17 protein-coding genes and 1 tRNA gene are annotated in these 17296 nt (G+C 70.7%); 7 read left to right on the forward strand and 11 right to left on the reverse strand.

Going from position 1 to position 17296, the window contains the following annotated elements:
- Positions 1-52: 52 nt before the first annotated feature.
- Positions 53-556 (reverse strand): GNAT family N-acetyltransferase, encoded by a 504-nt coding sequence (locus P2T37_RS02895; RefSeq protein ID WP_276235257.1) that lies wholly within the window; start codon positions 554-556, stop codon positions 53-55.
- Positions 557-668: 112 nt separating this feature from the next.
- Between P2T37_RS02895 and P2T37_RS02900 the strand changes: the two genes are divergently transcribed.
- Positions 669-1733, forward strand: a complete 1065-nt coding sequence (locus P2T37_RS02900) for an anthranilate phosphoribosyltransferase (RefSeq protein WP_276235258.1) — start codon at positions 669-671, stop codon at positions 1731-1733.
- Position 1734: 1 nt separating this feature from the next.
- On the opposite strand, the gene P2T37_RS02905 is transcribed toward P2T37_RS02900, so the two are convergent.
- Entirely contained in the window at positions 1735-3927 is a 2193-nt protein-coding gene (locus tag P2T37_RS02905) for a hypothetical protein (protein ID WP_276235259.1), read from the reverse strand.
- 91 nt (positions 3928-4018) lie between these two features.
- Between P2T37_RS02905 and P2T37_RS02910 the strand changes: the two genes are divergently transcribed.
- The 4 genes from P2T37_RS02910 (at position 4019) to P2T37_RS02925 (ending at position 5926) form a co-directional block, all read left to right on the forward strand.
- Positions 4019-4585, forward strand: coding sequence for a dolichol kinase (locus P2T37_RS02910; protein ID WP_276235260.1), 567 nt, complete (start codon positions 4019-4021; stop codon positions 4583-4585).
- A 38-nt stretch (positions 4586-4623) separates the two neighbouring features.
- Positions 4624-5169, forward strand: a complete 546-nt coding sequence (locus tag P2T37_RS02915; RefSeq protein ID WP_276235261.1) for a peptidylprolyl isomerase — start codon at positions 4624-4626, stop codon at positions 5167-5169.
- 63 nt (positions 5170-5232) lie between these two features.
- Positions 5233-5751 carry an FxsA family protein gene (locus P2T37_RS02920; RefSeq protein WP_276235262.1) on the forward strand — a complete coding sequence of 173 codons (519 nt, stop codon included), beginning with the start codon at positions 5233-5235 and terminating at the stop codon, positions 5749-5751.
- A 100-nt stretch (positions 5752-5851) separates the two neighbouring features.
- Positions 5852-5926 (forward strand) — tRNA-Ile (locus P2T37_RS02925).
- A gap of 84 nt (positions 5927-6010) precedes the next feature.
- Here P2T37_RS02925 and P2T37_RS02930 read toward each other — a convergent pair.
- The 3 genes from P2T37_RS02930 to P2T37_RS02940 form a co-directional block, all read right to left on the reverse strand.
- A complete protein-coding gene (locus tag P2T37_RS02930) occupies positions 6011-6175 on the reverse strand; it encodes a hypothetical protein (RefSeq protein ID WP_276235263.1) in 165 nt (54 codons plus the stop codon).
- A 283-nt stretch (positions 6176-6458) separates the two neighbouring features.
- The gene (locus tag P2T37_RS02935) at positions 6459-6992 is read right to left on the reverse strand and encodes a hypothetical protein (protein WP_276235264.1); all 534 of its coding nucleotides are present in this window, start codon (positions 6990-6992) and stop codon (positions 6459-6461) included.
- A gap of 53 nt (positions 6993-7045) precedes the next feature.
- On the reverse strand, positions 7046-8251 hold the full coding sequence (locus P2T37_RS02940) for a GNAT family N-acetyltransferase (RefSeq protein ID WP_276235265.1): 1206 nt from the start codon (positions 8249-8251) through the stop codon (positions 7046-7048).
- Positions 8252-8350: 99 nt separating this feature from the next.
- On the opposite strand from P2T37_RS02940, the gene P2T37_RS02945 reads away from it, so the two are divergent.
- Positions 8351-8560, forward strand: a complete 210-nt coding sequence (locus P2T37_RS02945; protein WP_276235266.1) for a DUF7996 family protein — start codon at positions 8351-8353, stop codon at positions 8558-8560.
- A 48-nt stretch (positions 8561-8608) separates the two neighbouring features.
- Entirely contained in the window at positions 8609-8866 is a 258-nt protein-coding gene (locus P2T37_RS02950; protein WP_276235267.1) for a DUF8006 family protein, read from the forward strand.
- A gap of 58 nt (positions 8867-8924) precedes the next feature.
- Here the strand turns inward: P2T37_RS02950 and P2T37_RS02955 are convergent, their stop codons facing one another.
- From P2T37_RS02955 to P2T37_RS02980, 6 genes are all read right to left on the reverse strand, one after another.
- Positions 8925-9224 carry a DUF7521 family protein gene (locus P2T37_RS02955; protein ID WP_276235268.1) on the reverse strand — a complete coding sequence of 100 codons (300 nt, stop codon included), beginning with the start codon at positions 9222-9224 and terminating at the stop codon, positions 8925-8927.
- A 43-nt stretch (positions 9225-9267) separates the two neighbouring features.
- Positions 9268-9621 carry a helix-turn-helix domain-containing protein gene (locus tag P2T37_RS02960; RefSeq protein ID WP_382210660.1) on the reverse strand — a complete coding sequence of 118 codons (354 nt, stop codon included), beginning with the start codon at positions 9619-9621 and terminating at the stop codon, positions 9268-9270.
- Between the two features lie 54 nt (positions 9622-9675).
- Complete coding sequence (locus P2T37_RS02965) at positions 9676-11337, reverse strand: DUF7289 family protein (protein WP_276235269.1); 1662 nt, start codon at positions 11335-11337, stop codon at positions 9676-9678.
- 65 nt (positions 11338-11402) lie between these two features.
- Positions 11403-13436, reverse strand: a complete 2034-nt coding sequence (locus tag P2T37_RS02970) for a type II secretion system F family protein (protein ID WP_276235270.1) — start codon at positions 13434-13436, stop codon at positions 11403-11405.
- Entirely contained in the window at positions 13433-15502 is a 2070-nt protein-coding gene (locus tag P2T37_RS02975) for a type II/IV secretion system ATPase subunit (RefSeq protein ID WP_276235271.1), read from the reverse strand. The genes P2T37_RS02970 and P2T37_RS02975 overlap by 4 nt, the downstream gene beginning before the upstream one ends.
- A 182-nt stretch (positions 15503-15684) precedes the next feature.
- Positions 15685-17295: an Ig-like domain-containing protein gene (locus P2T37_RS02980; RefSeq protein ID WP_276235272.1), complete on the reverse strand. Its 1611-nt coding sequence runs from the start codon at positions 17293-17295 to the stop codon at positions 15685-15687.
- Position 17296: the final 1 nt, after the last annotated feature.

The raw sequence follows: 17296 nt of genomic DNA on the forward strand, positions 1-17296 counted from the left end.
GCGAGGGGTAAAAAGGACCGAATAACCCCACAGGAATCGCGTTACCGTGCGGTTACCGGAGCGCGCGGCCGAACACCGTCATCTCGACGCCGGCGACGACGAACGGCTCGTGGACCGGGGACCAGCCCGTCGCCTCGTAGAACGCCTTGGCGCCGTCGTTGTCCCGTTCCGTGGTGAGTACCGCCGTCCCCCGCTTGACGCCGTCGAGGACGGCGTCGGTCAGTCGCGTCCCCAGCCCGCACCGGCGCGCGCCGTCCGCGACGGCCAGTTCCACCAGCTCGAAGGCGTCCCGCAGCCACTCCGCGGCGAGCGCGTCGGGGAGTGCCCCCCGGAGCCGCTCGTGGTACTCGCCGCCGAGCTTCGAGTCGTGGCCGTACGCGAGGCCGACGACCCGCCCCCCGTCGTCGAGGGCGACGACCCCGCGGTAGCCGTCGTGGTCGGCGTGGTCGCGAAACCGGGGGCCGGCGCTGTCCGGCCGCTCGCCGTGGACGGCCTCGTACAGGTCGAGGGCCGCGCGGAAGTGGGGGGTATCGGGCGCGAGCGGCAGGAGCTCCATGGCCCGACCGACGCCGGCCACACGGATGAAGGGCACGTGCCACGCTCTTAGTGTGCGCCCGGGAGCGGCGGGAAGCCGACGGCTTTTCCTCCCGCGCGCCCCGAGCGCCGGTATGGCAGAAGCGACCGAACGCGACGGGGAGTGGCCGCTGAAACGGCTGATGACGGAGGTCGTCGGCTCCGGACACAAGTCGGCCGACGACATGACACGGGCACAGGCGGCGGAGGCGTTCCGGCGCATCCTCGACGGGGAGCCGGACCACACGACGCTGGGGGCGTTCTGGCTCGCCAACCGCTGGAAGCGCAACACGCCGGAGGAACTCGGCGCGTACGTGGACACGATGGCCGCGGACACGGAGCCGTCCGCCCCGGCGTGTGACCCGGTGGACTGCGGCGCGAACTACGACGGGAAGGGCCGCACCGCGATTCTGGGGGTCGCCGCGGGGCTCGTCGCCGCCGCCGCGGGGACGCCCGTCGTCGTCCACTCGGGCGACCGCGTCCCGACCCAGAAGCAGGACGCCTACAAGCACGTGCTGGACGAACTCGGCGTCCGCACGGAACTCGCCCCCGAGGAGTCGGCGGCGATGACCGACGACGTCGGCTTCGGCTTCTACTACCGGCCGAACTTCGCGCCGACCGTCGAGGCGCTCCACGACCGCCGCGACATGATGGGCGTGCGCACGTTCGTCAACACCATCGAGACGCTCGCCAACCCCGCGAACGCCTCGACGCACCTCGGCTCCTTCTACCACCTCCCCTACGCCGTTCGCATCATCGAGACGTTCCAGGCGGCGGAGACGGCCGCCGTCGACCGCGTCCTGATGTTCCAGGGGATGGAGGGGTACGACGACGTGCGGCCCGGTTCCACCACCGTCGCCGAGTGGTCCGAGGGCGGCGAGGTCGAGGACTTCACGGTCGAGACGCCCGAACTCGGGATGGCGTTCGACGAGGCCGCGCTCGGCGTCGAGGACGTGGCCGGCGAGTCGGCCGAGATAACTGAGGCCGTGCTCTCCGGCCAGCGGACGGGCGACTTCGCCGACGCCGTGGCCGTCAACGCCGCGCTCCGCATCTACGCGGGCGAGGACGCCGACAGCATCGAGGAGGGTATCGAGATCGCCCGCGAGACCATCGAGTCGGGCGAGGCGGCCGAGGCGCTCGCGGCGCTGCGCGACTTCTGAGTCAGTCGTCCGAGTCGTCGCCGTCGTCCATCGGCGTGGCCGTCTCGGTCGGCATCGGCGTTGCCGTTTCCCCGCCGTCGAGCGCCGCGAGCGCCCGCTCGGCCGTCGTGTCGGCGGTGGCGACGCGGTCGAGCAGGAGGTCCGTGACCCCCTCGGAGAAGCGGTCCTCCTCGCGCAGGAACGCCCGGACCCGGGCGAGGCGGTCGCGGAGCGCACGCAGTTCCTCGCGGGCGCGGTCGTCCTCGTCCGCGCGGGCGGCCTCGGCGGCGCGCTCGGCGTCGCGGAGCGCGGCGTCCACCTTCGCGGCGACGCTCTCGCGCCCGGTGTCCTCCTCGGCCTCGAACTCGCGGGCCAGGCGCGCCGACTCCGCGAGGTAGTCGACGAGGTAGGCGGCGAGGCTCGCCGGCCCCGTCCCCGCGGACTCGATGCTCACCTCCTCGTCGCCCTCGGGTTCGACGCGGTAGGCCCCCAGATTGCCGTCCTCGTCCTCGACCTCCAGCGAGTAGCGGCCCTCGCGGTGGAGGTAGAGCGCGAAGTCGCCGTCGACGGGCGGCCGAGCGTCGAACACCGCCCCGGCGAAGTCGTCGGTGGCGCGGACCCGCGCGAGGTCCGTGTCCGGCGACACCCGCACGCGCGTCGCCTCCTCGCGCCGGACGACCGGGAGCCGTCCCTCGACGCCGGCGCGGGTGTCGCCCTCGACGGTGAACCGCTCGGAGCGGGGCGCGTAGCCCGCGGCGTTCGTCGTGAGGCGGTGCTCGCGCTCCTCGACGCCGACGAAGCCGACGACGCCGTTCGCCGTCGGCACGGCCGCCGGGTCCTCGCTCTCCAGCAGACAGACGGCCTCGCCCGTCGCCCCGGCGAAGGAGACGGTCGCGCGCGAGCGGACGGCGTCGTCGGAGCCGTCGGCCCCCCGGAGCGTGCCCTCGGCTCCGGCCGCGAGTTCCTCGACGGCACCGAACACGCGCGCGCCGAGGCCCCGCTGGATGTCGAGGCCGTAGCGGTCGGCGAGTGCGGCGCGGTGGGCGCCGTCCGTCACATCCGAGACGGGGTCGGTGAAGCGGGGCTGGTCCCACGGCGTCCCCGCCGTGGTGATGTGGCTCGCGAAGCGGTCCTCCACGAAGCCGGGAATCGCGAACTCGAAGCTCAACTGCGGGCCGACGAAGCGGTCGATGTCGGTGAGGTCGGCGACCTCGGCGAGCGCGTAGGCGGCCTCGCTCTCGGTCCCGCTCTCCCCGAAGGTGAACGTCGTCCCGTGTTCGCGCGTCGGCAGGTCGCCCGGCGGACGGGCGAGGTCCGCGAGGTCACGGACCGTGACCGACTCGTCGACGAACGCCTCGCGCGGCACGGACACGTCGGGGTGGTCGTACAGCGGCACGCCGTCGAGTTCCGGCATCACGAACGGGAGCCGCCCGCCCTCGTCGCGGGGGAGGCCGTAGGCGAGCGGGAGCGCCTCGACGGCGTCCGCGACGCTGACGGCGGCGTTCGTCACGTCGGCGGTGAGGTCCGCGAGCGCGGTGCGCTGGAACGTCGTCTCCTCCTCGTTCACCGTCGTCGCCGAGGAGTGCGACCCCACCTCCGAGAGCACGGCCACGGTGTCGCCGTCGCCGGGGTCGAGGAACTCGTTGTTCGGCACCTTCCGCGAGTGGGAACTGGCCGACAGCAGGACGGGTTCGGGGTCGCTCGCGGTTCCACCGCTCGCGCTTTCGGGCGTCCCGCCCCGCTCGACGCCCACGTCCACGAACACCTGGAGGAGTTCCCAGTCGTGCCAGTGGAAGTTCACCGTGAACTGGTCGAACGCGTAGTACATCCAGTACTGCACGGCGACGAGCGCGGGCGTCACCTCCACGACGTTGTAGAAGACGGTCGGGGCCGGGGGGTCGCCCGCGTCGAGGTAGTCGCCCGAGTAGCCGTTCAGGGCGGCGAACCCGTCCACCACGCGCTCGCCGTCCCGGTCGCGGACGTACGAACGCGGGTCGGTGGGGAACCACTTCTCGTAGCGGCCGAAGTGGAGGTCCGGGGCGAACCGCTCGGCGAGCGCCCGCTCGTCGTACTCGCCGGCCTCGGCGGCGACGGGGCCGTCGTCGCCGCCGCCGTCGAGGAACGTCGCGCCGATGACGCCCGCGCCGGCCAGCGCCGCGACGCCGCCGCCCGCGAGCAGCCCCCGGCGCGACAGCTCGGCACGCTCGTCGGTCATCGTCCGTCGTTCGGACGGGGGTGGGTAATCGTTTGTGGCTCTCGCGGCCCGTGCCGCCGGATACAAGCCGGCGGCCCGCGAACGCCGCGCCATGAGCGAACTCGGCCGCCGCGCCGTCCACGCCTCCGGGGCCGTCGTCCCGCTCGCGTACGTGGCGGACGTGGCGACGTGGGGCGAGGTCCGGCTCGTCGCGACGGCCGGTCTCGCGCTCGCGCTCCTGCTGGAGGCGCTCCGGCTGCTGGCCGGGTTCGACCACGCCCTCTACGACCGGCTGACCCGCGAGTACGAGCAGGAGAACCTCGCGGGCTACGCGCTGTACGCACTGTCCGGGACCGCCGTGCTGTGGCTCACCGAGCCCGCCGTGGGAGTCCCGGCCGTCTTGATGCTCGCGCTCGGCGACCCCGTCTCGGGGCTGTTGTCCTCGGGCGAACTCCGCGCCGTGAAGCCGCCGCGCGTGCTCGTCGGGATGTTCGTCGTCTGTACGGCGCTCGCGCTCCCGTTCGTCCCGCCCGTCGCCGCCGTCGCGGGCGCGCTCGGGGCGACCGTCGCCGACGGCGTGAAGCCCCAGCCGTTCGGCTACGTTATCGACGACAACCTCACGATTTCGCCCCTCGCCGCGGGGGCGATGCTGGCCGCGCTCGCGCTCCTCGGGGCGTGAACGGCACGCTTTTCCGGCGGACGCCCGGATTCGCGGGCATGGCAGAGAACCGCGACCCCACGGACCGGAACAACCCGACCGCGACCGTCCACACCAACTTCGGCGACATCGAGATCGAGCTGTTCGAGGACCGCGCGCCGAACACGGTCGGCAACTTCGTCGGCCTCGCCACCGGCGGCAAGGAGTGGACCGACCCCGACTCCGGCGAGACGGTGACGAACGAGCCGCTGTACGAGGACGTCATCTTCCACCGCGTCATCGAGGGGTTCATGATCCAGGGCGGGGACCCGACCGGGACGGGCCGCGGCGGCCCCGGCTACCAGTTCGACGACGAGTTCCACGACGACCTGACCCACGACGGCGCGGGCATCCTCTCGATGGCCAACTCCGGGCCGAACACCAACGGCTCGCAGTTCTTCATCACGCTGGACGCGACGCCGCACCTCGACGGCAAACACGCCGTCTTCGGCCAGGTCATCGACGGGATGGACGTGGTCGAGGAGATCGGCTCGCTCCCGACCGACCGGCAGGACAAGCCGCGCGAGGAGGCCGTCATCGAGTCCATCGACGTCGAGTACCACTGAGGCGCCCCGGCTAGACCGACGCGGCTCGAAAAGGGTTATGCGGCCGCGTCCCCGACTCGGGGTATGGACCTCCGGGTCATCGGCGTCCTGCTGTTGATTCCGCTGCTCGACGCCATGCTGCTCGCCGTGCTCGCGACGACGCTCCCGCTGACGTGGATCGTCGCGCTCGTCGTGCTGACGGCGCTCGTCGGCATGCTCCTCGTGCGCGCCGAGGGGCGCCACACCCTCTCGCGCATCCAACGCAAGGCCGCGAGCGGCGACCTCCCGACGGACGAACTGATAGACGGCGCGCTGCTGCTCGTGGCCGGCGCGATGTTCCTCACGCCCGGGCTCGTCACGGACTTCGTCGCGCTGCTGCTGGCGCTCCCGCCGACGCGCTACCCGATCCGCCTCGGCGTGAAGCGGTTCGTCGTCACCCCCTACGTGGACGCCAAGACGGGCGGGTTCGCGTCCGGCAACGTCTACGTCGGCGGCTTCCCGAACGACGGGGGCGACGACGTCGACGGCGACACCGTCGACGTCGGCCCCGACGGCTACCGCACCGTGGACGACGACGAGCGCGGCCAGCCGGGCGACTCCTGACCCCCGCGTCGGACCGCCCGCGGGCGACCGCGTCGGCCTCGCGTCCCCCGAAACGAAACCGTTAAACAAACCACGGCGATACGTGAGGATGCGCTGACCTGGGCCAATAGCTCAGCCAGGTATGAGCGCTCGGCTGATAACCGGGAGGCCCTCGGTTCAAATCCGAGTTGGCCCATCCAATCCGTCGTGGCCGACGGCGCGGGCCTCCCCAGCCACCTCAACTCCGACGATACTACCCTTCGAGCGACGGCTTTTCGAGCTACCCGAGCTTCGAGCTTCCGAGGAGGTTCCCCTCGTTCACCGCGAAGATCGCGATGCCGCCGATGAGGAGCCACGCCAGCCCCGCCAGCGCCGAGTACTGCCACCAGATGAGGGCGGCGGGAACCGTCGACAGCACGAGCGCCGTCAGGTCGCGCGTGTCCATACCGGGATATCGACTCGCCGTCGGAAAAGACGCTCGCACGAACGGCGACCCGGAACGTCACGCTCGTCACAGTCCCCCGACGGGCGAGTAATAACCAACGCGTAAGTACCGTGGCCCGATACGGAGTAACGGAATCCTGATCCGTCGCGCTACCAGGGCGTCTGCTCGGGCCGCGTCGGCAGGTAGGGTTGCTTAACCCAGCCACCCGTCCACGTACTACTCCGACGAGGCGCGGCCTCGGACACGTCCCCGAACGCCGAGTCGCACGACCGTTCTCCCGGCGTCACTCCCCGCCGACGACCGTCGACACCGCGTTGGCGATGCCGCCGGCGCCCGTGGGGAGCCGAACGACGGTGTCCTCGCCCGTCGAGAGGACGCGCACCTCGACGTGGCCGTCCTCGGTGCGGAGGGCGTCGGAGGCGAGATACATCCCCGAGGGAACGAGGACGAGCGCGGCGAGGCCGAGGACGAGGCCGAAGCCGTCGGGCAGGAGCGGGCCGAGGACGCCCCCGGCGACGGCGGCGTAGCCGAGTAGGACGCCGACGGCCGCGAACAGCCCGCCGAGGCCGGCCTGTCCCCACTCGGGGTCGGGTTCGGGACGGGTGCGGATGCGCGCGCCGAGCACGTGGGGGCTGGCGAGCATCACCGACTCCACGTCGGTCGCCTCGCGGCCGTCGACGCCGTGTTCGGACGCGCGGACGAGACGCCGGTCGGTGACGACGGTGACGCGGCCCTCGTCGGTGCGGACGGCGCGCGGTTCCTCGCCGGTGGCGAGGTGTGGCTCGACCAGGTCGCGGGCCGATTCGCCGGGGGGCATACCCACGACGCACGCCACCCCGGCCGATAAAGCGCCGGGGCCTCGCCGGTCCCTCAGAACCCTTCTTGCAAGTACGGCGTAGTCGCGGGAAACAGCGCGTCCAGCTGGGCGACGGTCCCGTCGTCGGCGTCGAGTTCGCCCCCGACGGCGAGGTCGGCGGCCGACCGGTAGCCGACGACGAGCTGCGAGAACGGCCCGATACCGAGCGTCGCGTCTGCCCCGTCGGGGTCGGCGGCGGTCCGTTCGACGGTCGCGCGGCCGCCGGCGACGGCGAGGTCGTAGGTGCCCGTCACCTCGTCGAGGAGGGGGTCCACGAGGCCGAGCGCGAGCGAGCTGTCCGTCGGGTAGTCGAGCGCGTCGAGAGTCGCGGGCACGTCCACCAGCCGGGCCATCGGGCCGGGGTTCAGTTCGCAGTCGAGTTCCGCCGGGTCCGCGACCATGTCGTGAAGCGGGCAGTCGACGGCCGTGCGGAAGCGCACCGTCCCGACCTGCGAGTCGTGGTCGGCGAGGAAGCCGAGCAGGTGGCGGAACGCCTCGCGGTCGGCCGCGGCGTGGTTCGCGCGCGCCTCGAACGTCCGGTCGCCCCAGTCGCCCTCGATGCGGTAGGCGACGTAGGCGCGGGGCTCGCCGTCGTCGTCGCGCCACAGGTAGACGTAGGGGTCGGAGTCCCAGCCGCGGAGCTGTCGTTCGCGCCACCACGCCTCCGAGCGGTCGAGCGAGAGAGGCCGGTCCTCGGTCGCGGCCCGGTGAACGGCGTCGAGGTCGGCCCACGCGTCGGGATCGACCCGCTCCCACGTGCCGCCGGTCGCGGCCGCCGACCGGAGCGCCGAGGGCTCACACGACCACGCCAGGTAGCGGCTCGTCGTCGCCCAGCCGAACTGCGCGTAGAACGGGTGCTTGAACGGCCACAGCGCCGACAGCGGCGTCCCAGTGTCGCGGTACTCGCGGCACAGCTCGCGGAGCATCTCGCCGACGTACCCCTTCCGGCGGTGTTCGGGCGGCGTGGCGACCGTCGAAACCCCGCCCATCGGCAGGGTCGCGCCGCGCAGGCGCGTCTCGAACGGGTACGACGAACACAGCGTCAGCGGCTCGTCGCCGTCGGCCGGGTAGAGCCCGCGCCGGATTCGGGGCGGGTCCGGCCGGTCGTCGTCCAGGTCCACCTCCGGCCCGCGGTCGGGGGCGAACGCGTACTGGACGTAGTCGGCGAACAGCTCGTCGCCGGCCTCGTCGTCGGGGAGGGGGCGGAACTCGGTGTCCATGCCGCCCCGTGCGCCGTCGGGGGATAAATCGCCGTCGGACCCGTGCCACGACCCGCCACGGAACGGAGGATTGACGCGGCTCGACCCCCAAGTCGGGGTATGACAGCGACGCTCGACCGGCTCCCCTCGTGGGCGAAGGCCGTCTCGGTGCTGGCGACCGCGGTCGTGCTCGCGGGCGTGGGCGACTTCCTGCTCTCGCAGGCGGGCTACACCGGCCTCGGCGCGCTCGTGTGGGCGCTCGGCTACGGCGGGGCCGTCGTCGCGGTGTGGGCAATCTGGTTCCGCGGCCAGGAGTTCGACCCCGACTGAGGGCGAACGGAAGCGTTAAGAAAACTACGACGCGAGTACCGAACAAGGATGTTCGCTCTTCCGCTCCAGGTCGTCGACAACTTCCTGCTCCAGTTCGACGCGGGGCAGGTCATCCTCGCGCTGTTCGTCCTCTCGACGCTGGCGGCGCTTCCGCTGAAGTCGCTGAAGATCGTCGGCCTGAACGCCATCGTCTTCGGGCTGATATTCATGCTGACGCCCGGGTCGCTCGCGCCGATCCACTTCCGCTTCCTCGGCATCGCGCTCGTCTTCGTCGGCCCGCTGCTCGTCATCTCGGCCCGGCAGTAACCGTTTCCGTTCTCGCTCCCTTCTCCCGGTTCTCCGCGTCGGCAGCCGCGCCGCCGCCTCAGCGGTACAACGAGAGGTAGATCATCCCGAAGCCGACCGAGAACGGGACCGTCTCGGCGATCTGGAGGAGGACGAACGTGTCCCCGGCCGCGCCGCCCGAGACGAGCAGCTGGGTGTTGAGGTTCGTCACCGCGACGCCCATGCTGATGAACGCGAAGCCGAGAAACGCGTACTGGAGGCGCTCGCCCCCGTTCTTGCGGTACGCTTGGAAGCTGATGACCGTGAGTCCGAGCGACAGTCCGAACAGCGCGAGCCGGAACGCCCCGAGGACGACGCCCGCGACGGAGATATCCACCATAGGTTCGTTCCTGCGCCGTCGGGTGTTAGCTCGTTCGGTTACGTCACTCGCCCGCGAGGTCGTCCCACAGCTGGGTGAACCGGTCCGGCGCGTTCTCCTTCCGGTAGATGCGCACGTCGTAGCCGTCGTCGTCCAGCTTGATGACGGTCGAGTCGAAGTTGCAGGTGTACACGTTGTAGTGGTTGCCGTCGTCGGCGACCGCGGTCCGTTCGCTCACCAGCTCGTGTTCCTGGAGCACCTCGAGCCGGCGGTACACCGTCGGCAGCGACATGTCGCACGCCTCCGCGAGCTCCTTCGCGGAGCGCGCCTCCGTGGCGACCGCCGCGAGGACGTCGCGTGCGCGTCCGTCGCCGATGGTGTCGAGTACCTCCTCGACCGTACGGGGCTGCTCGTCCACGATGAGTGATTCCGGCGACGGGACAAAAGGGTTTCTCGGTCGGGGTGGCCGGGGTCAGGTCGCGACGAAGTACGTCAAGTATCTTATCTCACCGGCTTGGTTCTGGATCTCGAACGTCACGATGAGCAGTCCGTCGAACGGAGACCCGTTCTTGGTTATCTGGCCGTCGAACGTGAGTTGGTTGCTGTCGCCAGTGGACCCGTTCGGAGCGAACGTTAGGTTCGAAACGGGAGTCAGACTCCCACCGAGTTCGAGACCCGTCACGACCGTTTGTCCGGCCTCATTCGTGATGTCAATCGAAGACAGGTCCTCGGAGCCGAGGACGAACGACGCCCGCATCTTCTTGACCTCCCAAGTGTCCGAGCCGGTGTTGCTGAACGTCACCTTAATCTCGCTCGTCTGGCCGTTCGGGACCTCGGTGCCGTTCAACACGATGGAGCCGTCACGCGGATTGATGTTGACGAGGTCACCCGTCGGTGGTTGGACGTTGTCCGCCACGTCCAGCGGGAACTCGACGGTGAACGCGTCGCCGTCATCGCGCACCGAGTTGTTGTTCGCGTCGTACCACGCCACGAGCGTGAACGAGGTGTTGTTCAGCGGGTTGAGTCCGACCGTCGCCCGCCCGTTCGCGTCGGTCGTCACGGGGTTATCGCCGGAGATGGTCACGAGACTGGCAGGCGTGATGAGGAAGTTCACCTCCTCACCGGCGACGGGGTTGTTGTAGCCGTCCCGCAGTTCGACCGTGATGTCCGAGCCGCCGGGCTGGACGGTGTTGACCGTCCCGACTTTCGTCAGGTAGGCGGGTTCTTCCTCGGTGCTGTCGGAGCCGGCGAAGGCGACCTTCGCCATCCGGAGGTCGTAGTTGAATCCCTCCTCGAACTCGATAGTCATGGGACCGTCACACGGCTCGGAATCCGTCTTCGACGTGTTCACACAACGCACGTCCAGGACGTACCGGCCGTCGTTCGTGCCCGCGCCGTCCGGGCCGTCGGTGTCGTACTCGTCGTCGAGAATCTGCGTCCGCCACGTCTCGGCGGAGAGGTTCGTCTCGACGGTGAGCATGAGCGGGCCGCTCGCGTTGTTCGTCACGGAGACGGCGCTCGACGGGCCGCTGACGGGGACGAGCGTGAGCGAGACGGCGTCGCCCGCGCTGGTCGCCACGTCGCCGTCGAGGGTGACGAGCGTGATGCGGCGGCCAGTGACGAGCGCGCCGCTATCGATGACGGAGACGCCGCCGTCGTCGTCCACGTTGTAGATGACGCCGTTCTCGTAGCGCGTCTCGGGCGCGACCGTGTACTCGTTGTACGCCGGCTGGTAGACGAGCCCGGTCGTGGTGTAGTTGACGCTGCCGTTCAGATACTGGGCGGTATCAGCGTCCAGCGCTCGGAGGTTCCCGAAGGAAACCCCGGCGTCGCCCGTCGTCGTTAACGTCCCCGCCGTGGGGCCGGGGTTCAACAGGAACAGCCGGGGCGGGTAGCGGACGCCCGTCTCGATGTCCACGGGGCGGTCGCGGCCGGTGGCCGCGGCGTCGTCGACGGCGATGCCGAACGCGCGCATGTCGTCCTGGACGCGGGCGTTGTGCTCGAACTCCACCTGCTCGTTCAGCGCGGGCACGCCCGACAGCTGAACGACCGACAGCAGGGACACGACGAGCCCGAAGACGAGTATCGCCCCGAGCACCTCCGAGAGCCCCCTGTCGTCGCGCGAGAAAGTCATGATATCCGAGAGGCTTCCCGAGAGCTTAAATACGCGCTCGCGGCCCTGAGAGGAGCTCTCACGGCTCATCCGATCACCGTAAAGGCGACGACGCTGACGAGGACCATCCCGAGCGCGTACTTGAGCCCGGAGAGCACGTCGTCGTCGGCCAGTTTCCCGGCGATGAGGCCGGAACCGACGGCGACGATGAGCGCGGAGTGGAAGAACACCGCGCGGTAGAGCTGGACCGGGACGTTCGCCAGCGAGACCGGCGAGTCCGGCCCGGCCTCGCTCCCGACCTGGCTGATGGGCGTGAGGTAGCTCGCCTCCAGCAGCACGACGACGAGCAGATAGACGAGGAAGCCGATGACGACGACCGCGACGTACGACGAGAGCTCCCGGCGGCGCGCCCGCTCCATGCGCGCGCGGTTACGGGTGTCCTCGGCGGCGACCGCGAGCACGCGCGAGAGGTCGCCGGACGACCGGAGGCCGTCGGCGAGCAGCTTCATGGTGCGCGACAGCTGCGGGACGCGCAGGCGGGCGGCGAAGCCGAGGAGCGCGCCCGTCGTGTCGTGGTTCCAGCCGATGTCGTTGCGGACGACCCGGACCTCCTCGGCGACGGGGCCCTCGGACCACCGCGAGACGAGTCCGAGCGCGTCGGTGAGGGGAATCCCCATCTTGTTCGCGCTGGAGAGCACGTTCAGCGTGTCCGGGAACCGCCGGGCGATCTCCTCCTCGCGGCGGCGTTTCAGCTCGTGGAACAGCGCGAGCGGCCCCCCGACGACGAGCAACGGGAGGACGAACAGCGCCGTCGTGACGCGAATCGGCGCGTCGAGCAGGGCGTCGAGCGAGACGCCGACGGAGCCCGAGGCGACGAGCGTCGCGAGCGCGGCGAGCGCGAGCGGGACGGACAGCGCCATCGAGTAGAGCGGGTCGCGCTCGACGACGCCGAGCGGGTCACGCAGCAGGGCGCGCACCCGGAGCGCGCGCTGGCGGCGGGCGTACTCGGCGCCGCGCTCGTCGTCGGCCTCGTTCGCGGGCGCCGCGGGCCGCTCGTAGTCGGCGGCTTCGGGCGTGCTCCGCCCCTGCACGAACGGGGCGCTCAGCACGTCCAGCAGGACGAGGAAGGCGACCATCGACGCGGGGATGACGAGGTAGACGAGCAGGGACACCTGCGTGACGGTGCTCCCGCCGATGAGACTGATGACGACGAGCGTCACGATGAGGAACAGCGGCGCGGCGACGAACGCCACGACGAACACCTCGGCGAGCAGCGACAGCGTCTCCAGGAAGTCCTCCTGCTCCTCCTCGGCCTGCCGGAGGTACGAGTCCGCCTCCGTCTCCAGGAAGGCGGTCACGGACGCCCCCGAGTCGAGGACGCCGATGAGGTCGTCGAGGAACTGTTCGAGCCCCTCGGACGGCGTGAGGTTGCGGGCGTTCTGCAGGGCCGTATACACGTCGGAGCCGAACAGCTCGATGTCCATGACGACCGTCTCGAACTCGCTCGCCACCTCGCCGTACACGTCCTCGGCGTCGGCGAGCGCGCGCATCGACTCGACCAGCGACATGCCGCCGTGCGACAGCGCGTACAGGTAGGTGATGGCGTGCGGGAGCGTCACGTCGATGCTCTGTCTGCGCGTCGAGACGACGTTGACGGGCCAGTAGTAGCGCCCGGCCCACGTCGCCAGCCCGAACACGCCGGCGACGAGCGCCGCGAGCGCGCCGCCGGCCACCAGGTCGCGGTTCGCGGCCACCGCGTCGGCTATCGAGCCACCGACCGCGACGGGGCTGGTCAGCCCGTCGAAGACGCCCGCGAGCGCCAGCCCGTAGGCGAAGACGCCGCCGAGCAGCGCGCCCAGAAGCGCCGTGAACACGGCGTAGCGGACGCTGTCGGCGAGGTACTCGTCGTACGTCGAGCCGATGCGGGCCTGGCTCAGCGCCCGCTGGAGCCCGTAGTGGCGGTCCGGGCGGAGCTTGAACGCCGTGCGGACCCAGCCGTACTCCTCGCGGAGGCGGCGGCGCTCCTCGGCATCGACGTCGAGCGTGCGGCGACGCTCCGCCAGCCCGTACTCGCGGGGCGGCACCTCGACGGGGGAGGAGTCGACCTCCGGGGGGCTCATCGCCGCTCCTCGTCGTCGTGGTCGTCGAACAGCGAGTTCACGTCGTCCTCGCCGCCGTCGGAGGCGGCCTCGGACTCGGGCTCGACCTCGACGCTCCGGCGCTCGCGGTCGGCCTCGCGGACGAGGTCGTTCCATATCTCGGCCTCGGCCTCGCTCGCGACGGGCGCGGGCGGGCGGTCGGGGGCCTCGACCTCGACGAAACCCTCGGGGAGCGGGACGTGCTCGCCGAGCGCGGCGGGGTCGAGCGCGCCCGCGTCGAGCCGCTCGATCACGTAGTCGGGGTCCTTCGCGTACATGTGGATGGTGCCGGCGATGGCGCGGTAGCCGGACACGCCGCTGTCGAGCAGGTACGCCAGCACGCGCTCGCGGCGCTCGATCTCTGCCGCGAGCTCCTCGTCGGACCAGCCGCGGTCGTGGGCGATCTCGGCGAGGACGTTGGAGTCGGCGAGTTCGCGGTGGGTGTCGTCGGTCGGGTCCCACTCGAAGACGCGGTTGACCGCGATCTCGTCGGGATCGTCCTCGGCGACGCCGAGTTCGTAGACGCCGGCGTTCCGGCGCACGCGGCGGTCGCCGATAAACGTCTGGCGCTGGACCGATACGATGTCGAGGTCCTGCAGCATCTGCGTCGGGATCGATAGCGGCGGGTTCTGGAGCCGCGAGAGCACCGTCTCGATGGAGTCGGCGTGGATGGTCGTGTAGGCGGTGTGGCCGGTCCCCATCGCCTGGAAGAACGTCAGCGCGACCTTCTGTTCGGTGCGTATCTCGCCGACGAGCAGGTACTCGGGGCGCTGGCGGAGCGCGGCCTGCAGGAGGTTGTACATCGACACCTCGCCGCGGCCCTCGCCCGACGCGGACGAGCGCGTCACGCTCTGAATCCAGTTCTCGTGCGGCAGGTCGATCTCCCGGGTGTCCTCGATGGTGACGACCTTCGAGGACGGGGGGATGAAGAACGACACCGCGTTCATCGAGGTGGTCTTGCCCGACCCCGTCCCGCCCGCGAACACGAGCGAGCGGTTGTTCTCGATGGCGAGCCAGAAGTACGCCATCTGTTCGAGCGAGAACGTGTTCCAGCCCGCGAGGTCGACGGGAGTGTACGGGATGTCGGCGAACTTCCGGATGGTGAAGTTCGCGCCCCGGGTGGAGACGTCGCCGCCCATCGTCAGCTGGAGACGGGAGCCGTCCGGCAGCGAGGCGTCGACGAGGGGGTTCGAGACCGAGAGCTGCTTGCCGGCCTGCTGGGCCAGCCGGACGGTGAACGACGTGAGCGCGCGCTTGCCGAACGAGACGTTCGTCCGGAGGTCGCGGTACTCGCGGTGGTAGACGTAGACGGGCACGTCCGTGCCGTCACAGGAGATGTCCTCGATGGCGCGGTCGCGCATCACGGCGTCGATGGCCCCGTAGTGGATGAAGTCGCGCCGCAGGTAGTACAGCACCTTGTGGAGCGTCCCGGGGTCGACGGTGGCGGCGTGCTCGCGGATGAGGTCCGCCGCCTCGTTCATGAACGCCTCTTCGCGGGAGGCGGCGTTCTCCTCGGCACCGAGGTCGATGTACATCAGCGCGTGCCGGAGCAGCGTCACGAGGTCCTCGCGGACGTACCGCTCGAAGCCGTCGAGCGTCGGCTCGACGACGTGGTAGCGGTACTCCTTCGCGTCGTCGTCGAACATGACGGCGACGTAGGCGAACGGCTCGTTCACCCAGTAGCGCTCGACCTCGCGCCCCCCGTCGAGGTACGAGAAGTCGAAGAACGACTCCGCGAGGAACGCGTCGGTCGGCGTCTCGAAGGGCCCCTCGACGTCCCCGGCCCGGAACGACTCGCGGACCTCGCGGAGCACCTCCCAGTTCGTCCCCTCGCCGTCGAGCGGGTCGGCGTCGTGGTCCTCGGCCGCGTCCGGTCCGTCTGCCTCCCCGGCGTCGGCCGCGTCCGCTCGGTGGAGGTCGGCGTCCTCGACGCGTCGAATCGCCGGTTCGACCCGTTTAACGGCTTGTTTCGGCTCGTCGCCGCCGTCGGTTCGGCGGGTCGCGTGCCGGGCGCGCATCTCCTCGGAGTCGTTTTCCTGTTCGTTCATCGTAACCCCCTCTTACCTCCGCCCGCAGCCGGTTCTCCGCGAACCGTTCGACCGTCGAGACCCCCCGAGGCAATGAGTATAGAATACGTATCGGCGTATGAGAGCCTAAACGTTTCGTAGAGAAGAGTTAACGTAGCATGAAGCCGCGGAGGAGAGAACCGGGAGCGTCGGAGAGCCGCTCGCTACTGCGGCCCGACGAAGTACGTCGAGACGTCGCCGTTCTCGTAGACGAACGTGACGACGAAGAAGTCGCCCTCCACCACGTTGTAGCGTCCCTCCGGGACGGCGAAGGTGAACTCGTAGGTCTCGGTCGCACTCCCCCCGATGGCCGCGAGCGAGACGGCCTCGAAGTCCCCGCCGACCTCGAGCGTCTCGCCGCCGAGCGTCACCGTCTCCGGGGTCGGCCGCCGCCGGGCGTTGTTCCCCGTGCCGACGTCGTACGACTCGGGGCTGTAGAAGGAGACGCGGGCCTGCTGTATCGTCCGCGTGTCGTCGCCGAGGTTCTCGAAGTCGACGAGGACGCGACAGTCGTTGTCCGTGAGCGCCACCGTCCCGGTGCCGGTGTTCGGCGCGGTACAGCGGTCGTTCGTCGCCGCCGTCTGCCTGACGCTCCCTTGTCCGGCGGGGTTGAGGCCGCCGACACCGCCGTCGCTCGCGCCGGTGACCGTCACGTCGAACGTCACCCGTTCGTCGGCCTCGACCGTCCCGGAGCCGTCGAGGTCGGCTTCGGCCGTGACCGTGGCCGTCGAGACGCCCGCACGGGGCGTGAACGTCACCGACGCGGCGCCGGTCCCGTCGGTCGTCGCGGTCGTGCTCGACAGCGACCCGTCGGACGTCGAGAACGCCACCTCGACGCCCGGTTCGGGGTCGTTGAACGCGTCGCGCGCCTCGACGGTGAGGTCGCCGCCCGACTCGACGGTCGGCGTCGCGTCGGGGGTGGTCAGGTACGTCGGGCCGGACCGCTCCGCGCCGCCGCCGACGGCCACGTCGGCCAGCGTGAGTTCGTACGTGCCGGGGGCGAACTCCACGGCGACCCCGCCGGGGGCGGCACGCACGTCGGTGACGTAGCCGCCGTTCTCGTCCAGTTCGCCGGAGAGGAACGACGCCCACTGGTCGGGCGTCAGGTCCGTCGAGAGCGTGACGACGAGCGGGTCCGAGGCGTCGCCCGTCACCCGGACCGTCTCCGTCTCCGCCGAGAGCGGGACGAGGTCGAGCGTGAGCGGCGACACCTGCGAGGCGCTCCGCGACCCGTCGAGCGCCACGAGGTCGATGGAGCGGCCGGAGACGAACGAGCCGTCGTCCACCTGCCGGACGCCGTTGTCGAAGCGGTTGTACACGACGCCGGCCTGATACGCCGTGGTCGGCGCGTCGTAGTAGTTGTACGGCGCCTCGTAGCGGAGGCGGCCGCTGTCGAACGTGCGGGGGGTTCCGTCCCAGTAGTCGCCCGTCTCGCCGGCCGCGACGGCCCCCGAGACGGTGAAGTCGGCGTCCGTCGTCGAGAGCGTCCCCGCGACGGGCCCCGGATTGAACAGGACGAAGCGGTTCGGGTAGCTCACGCCCGCGGTGACGACCGTCGCGCGGTCGCGGCCGGTGGCGGCGACGGCGGCCGCGTCGGCGTCGAGCGACTGGAAGTCCCGCTGGAGCTGTTGGTTCTGGTCGAACTCGACCGCGCGGTTGGCGGACGGGACGGCGCTGGACTGGACGATGACGAGCAGCGAGACGAGCAGGCCGAACAGCAGGATGGCCCCGAGCAGTTCGGAGACGCCCCGGTCGTCGGAGTGGAGTCCTGTCATG

It is taken from the genome of Halosegnis marinus, from assembly GCF_029338355.1.
GTDB lineage: Archaea > Halobacteriota > Halobacteria > Halobacteriales > Haloarculaceae > Halosegnis > Halosegnis marinus.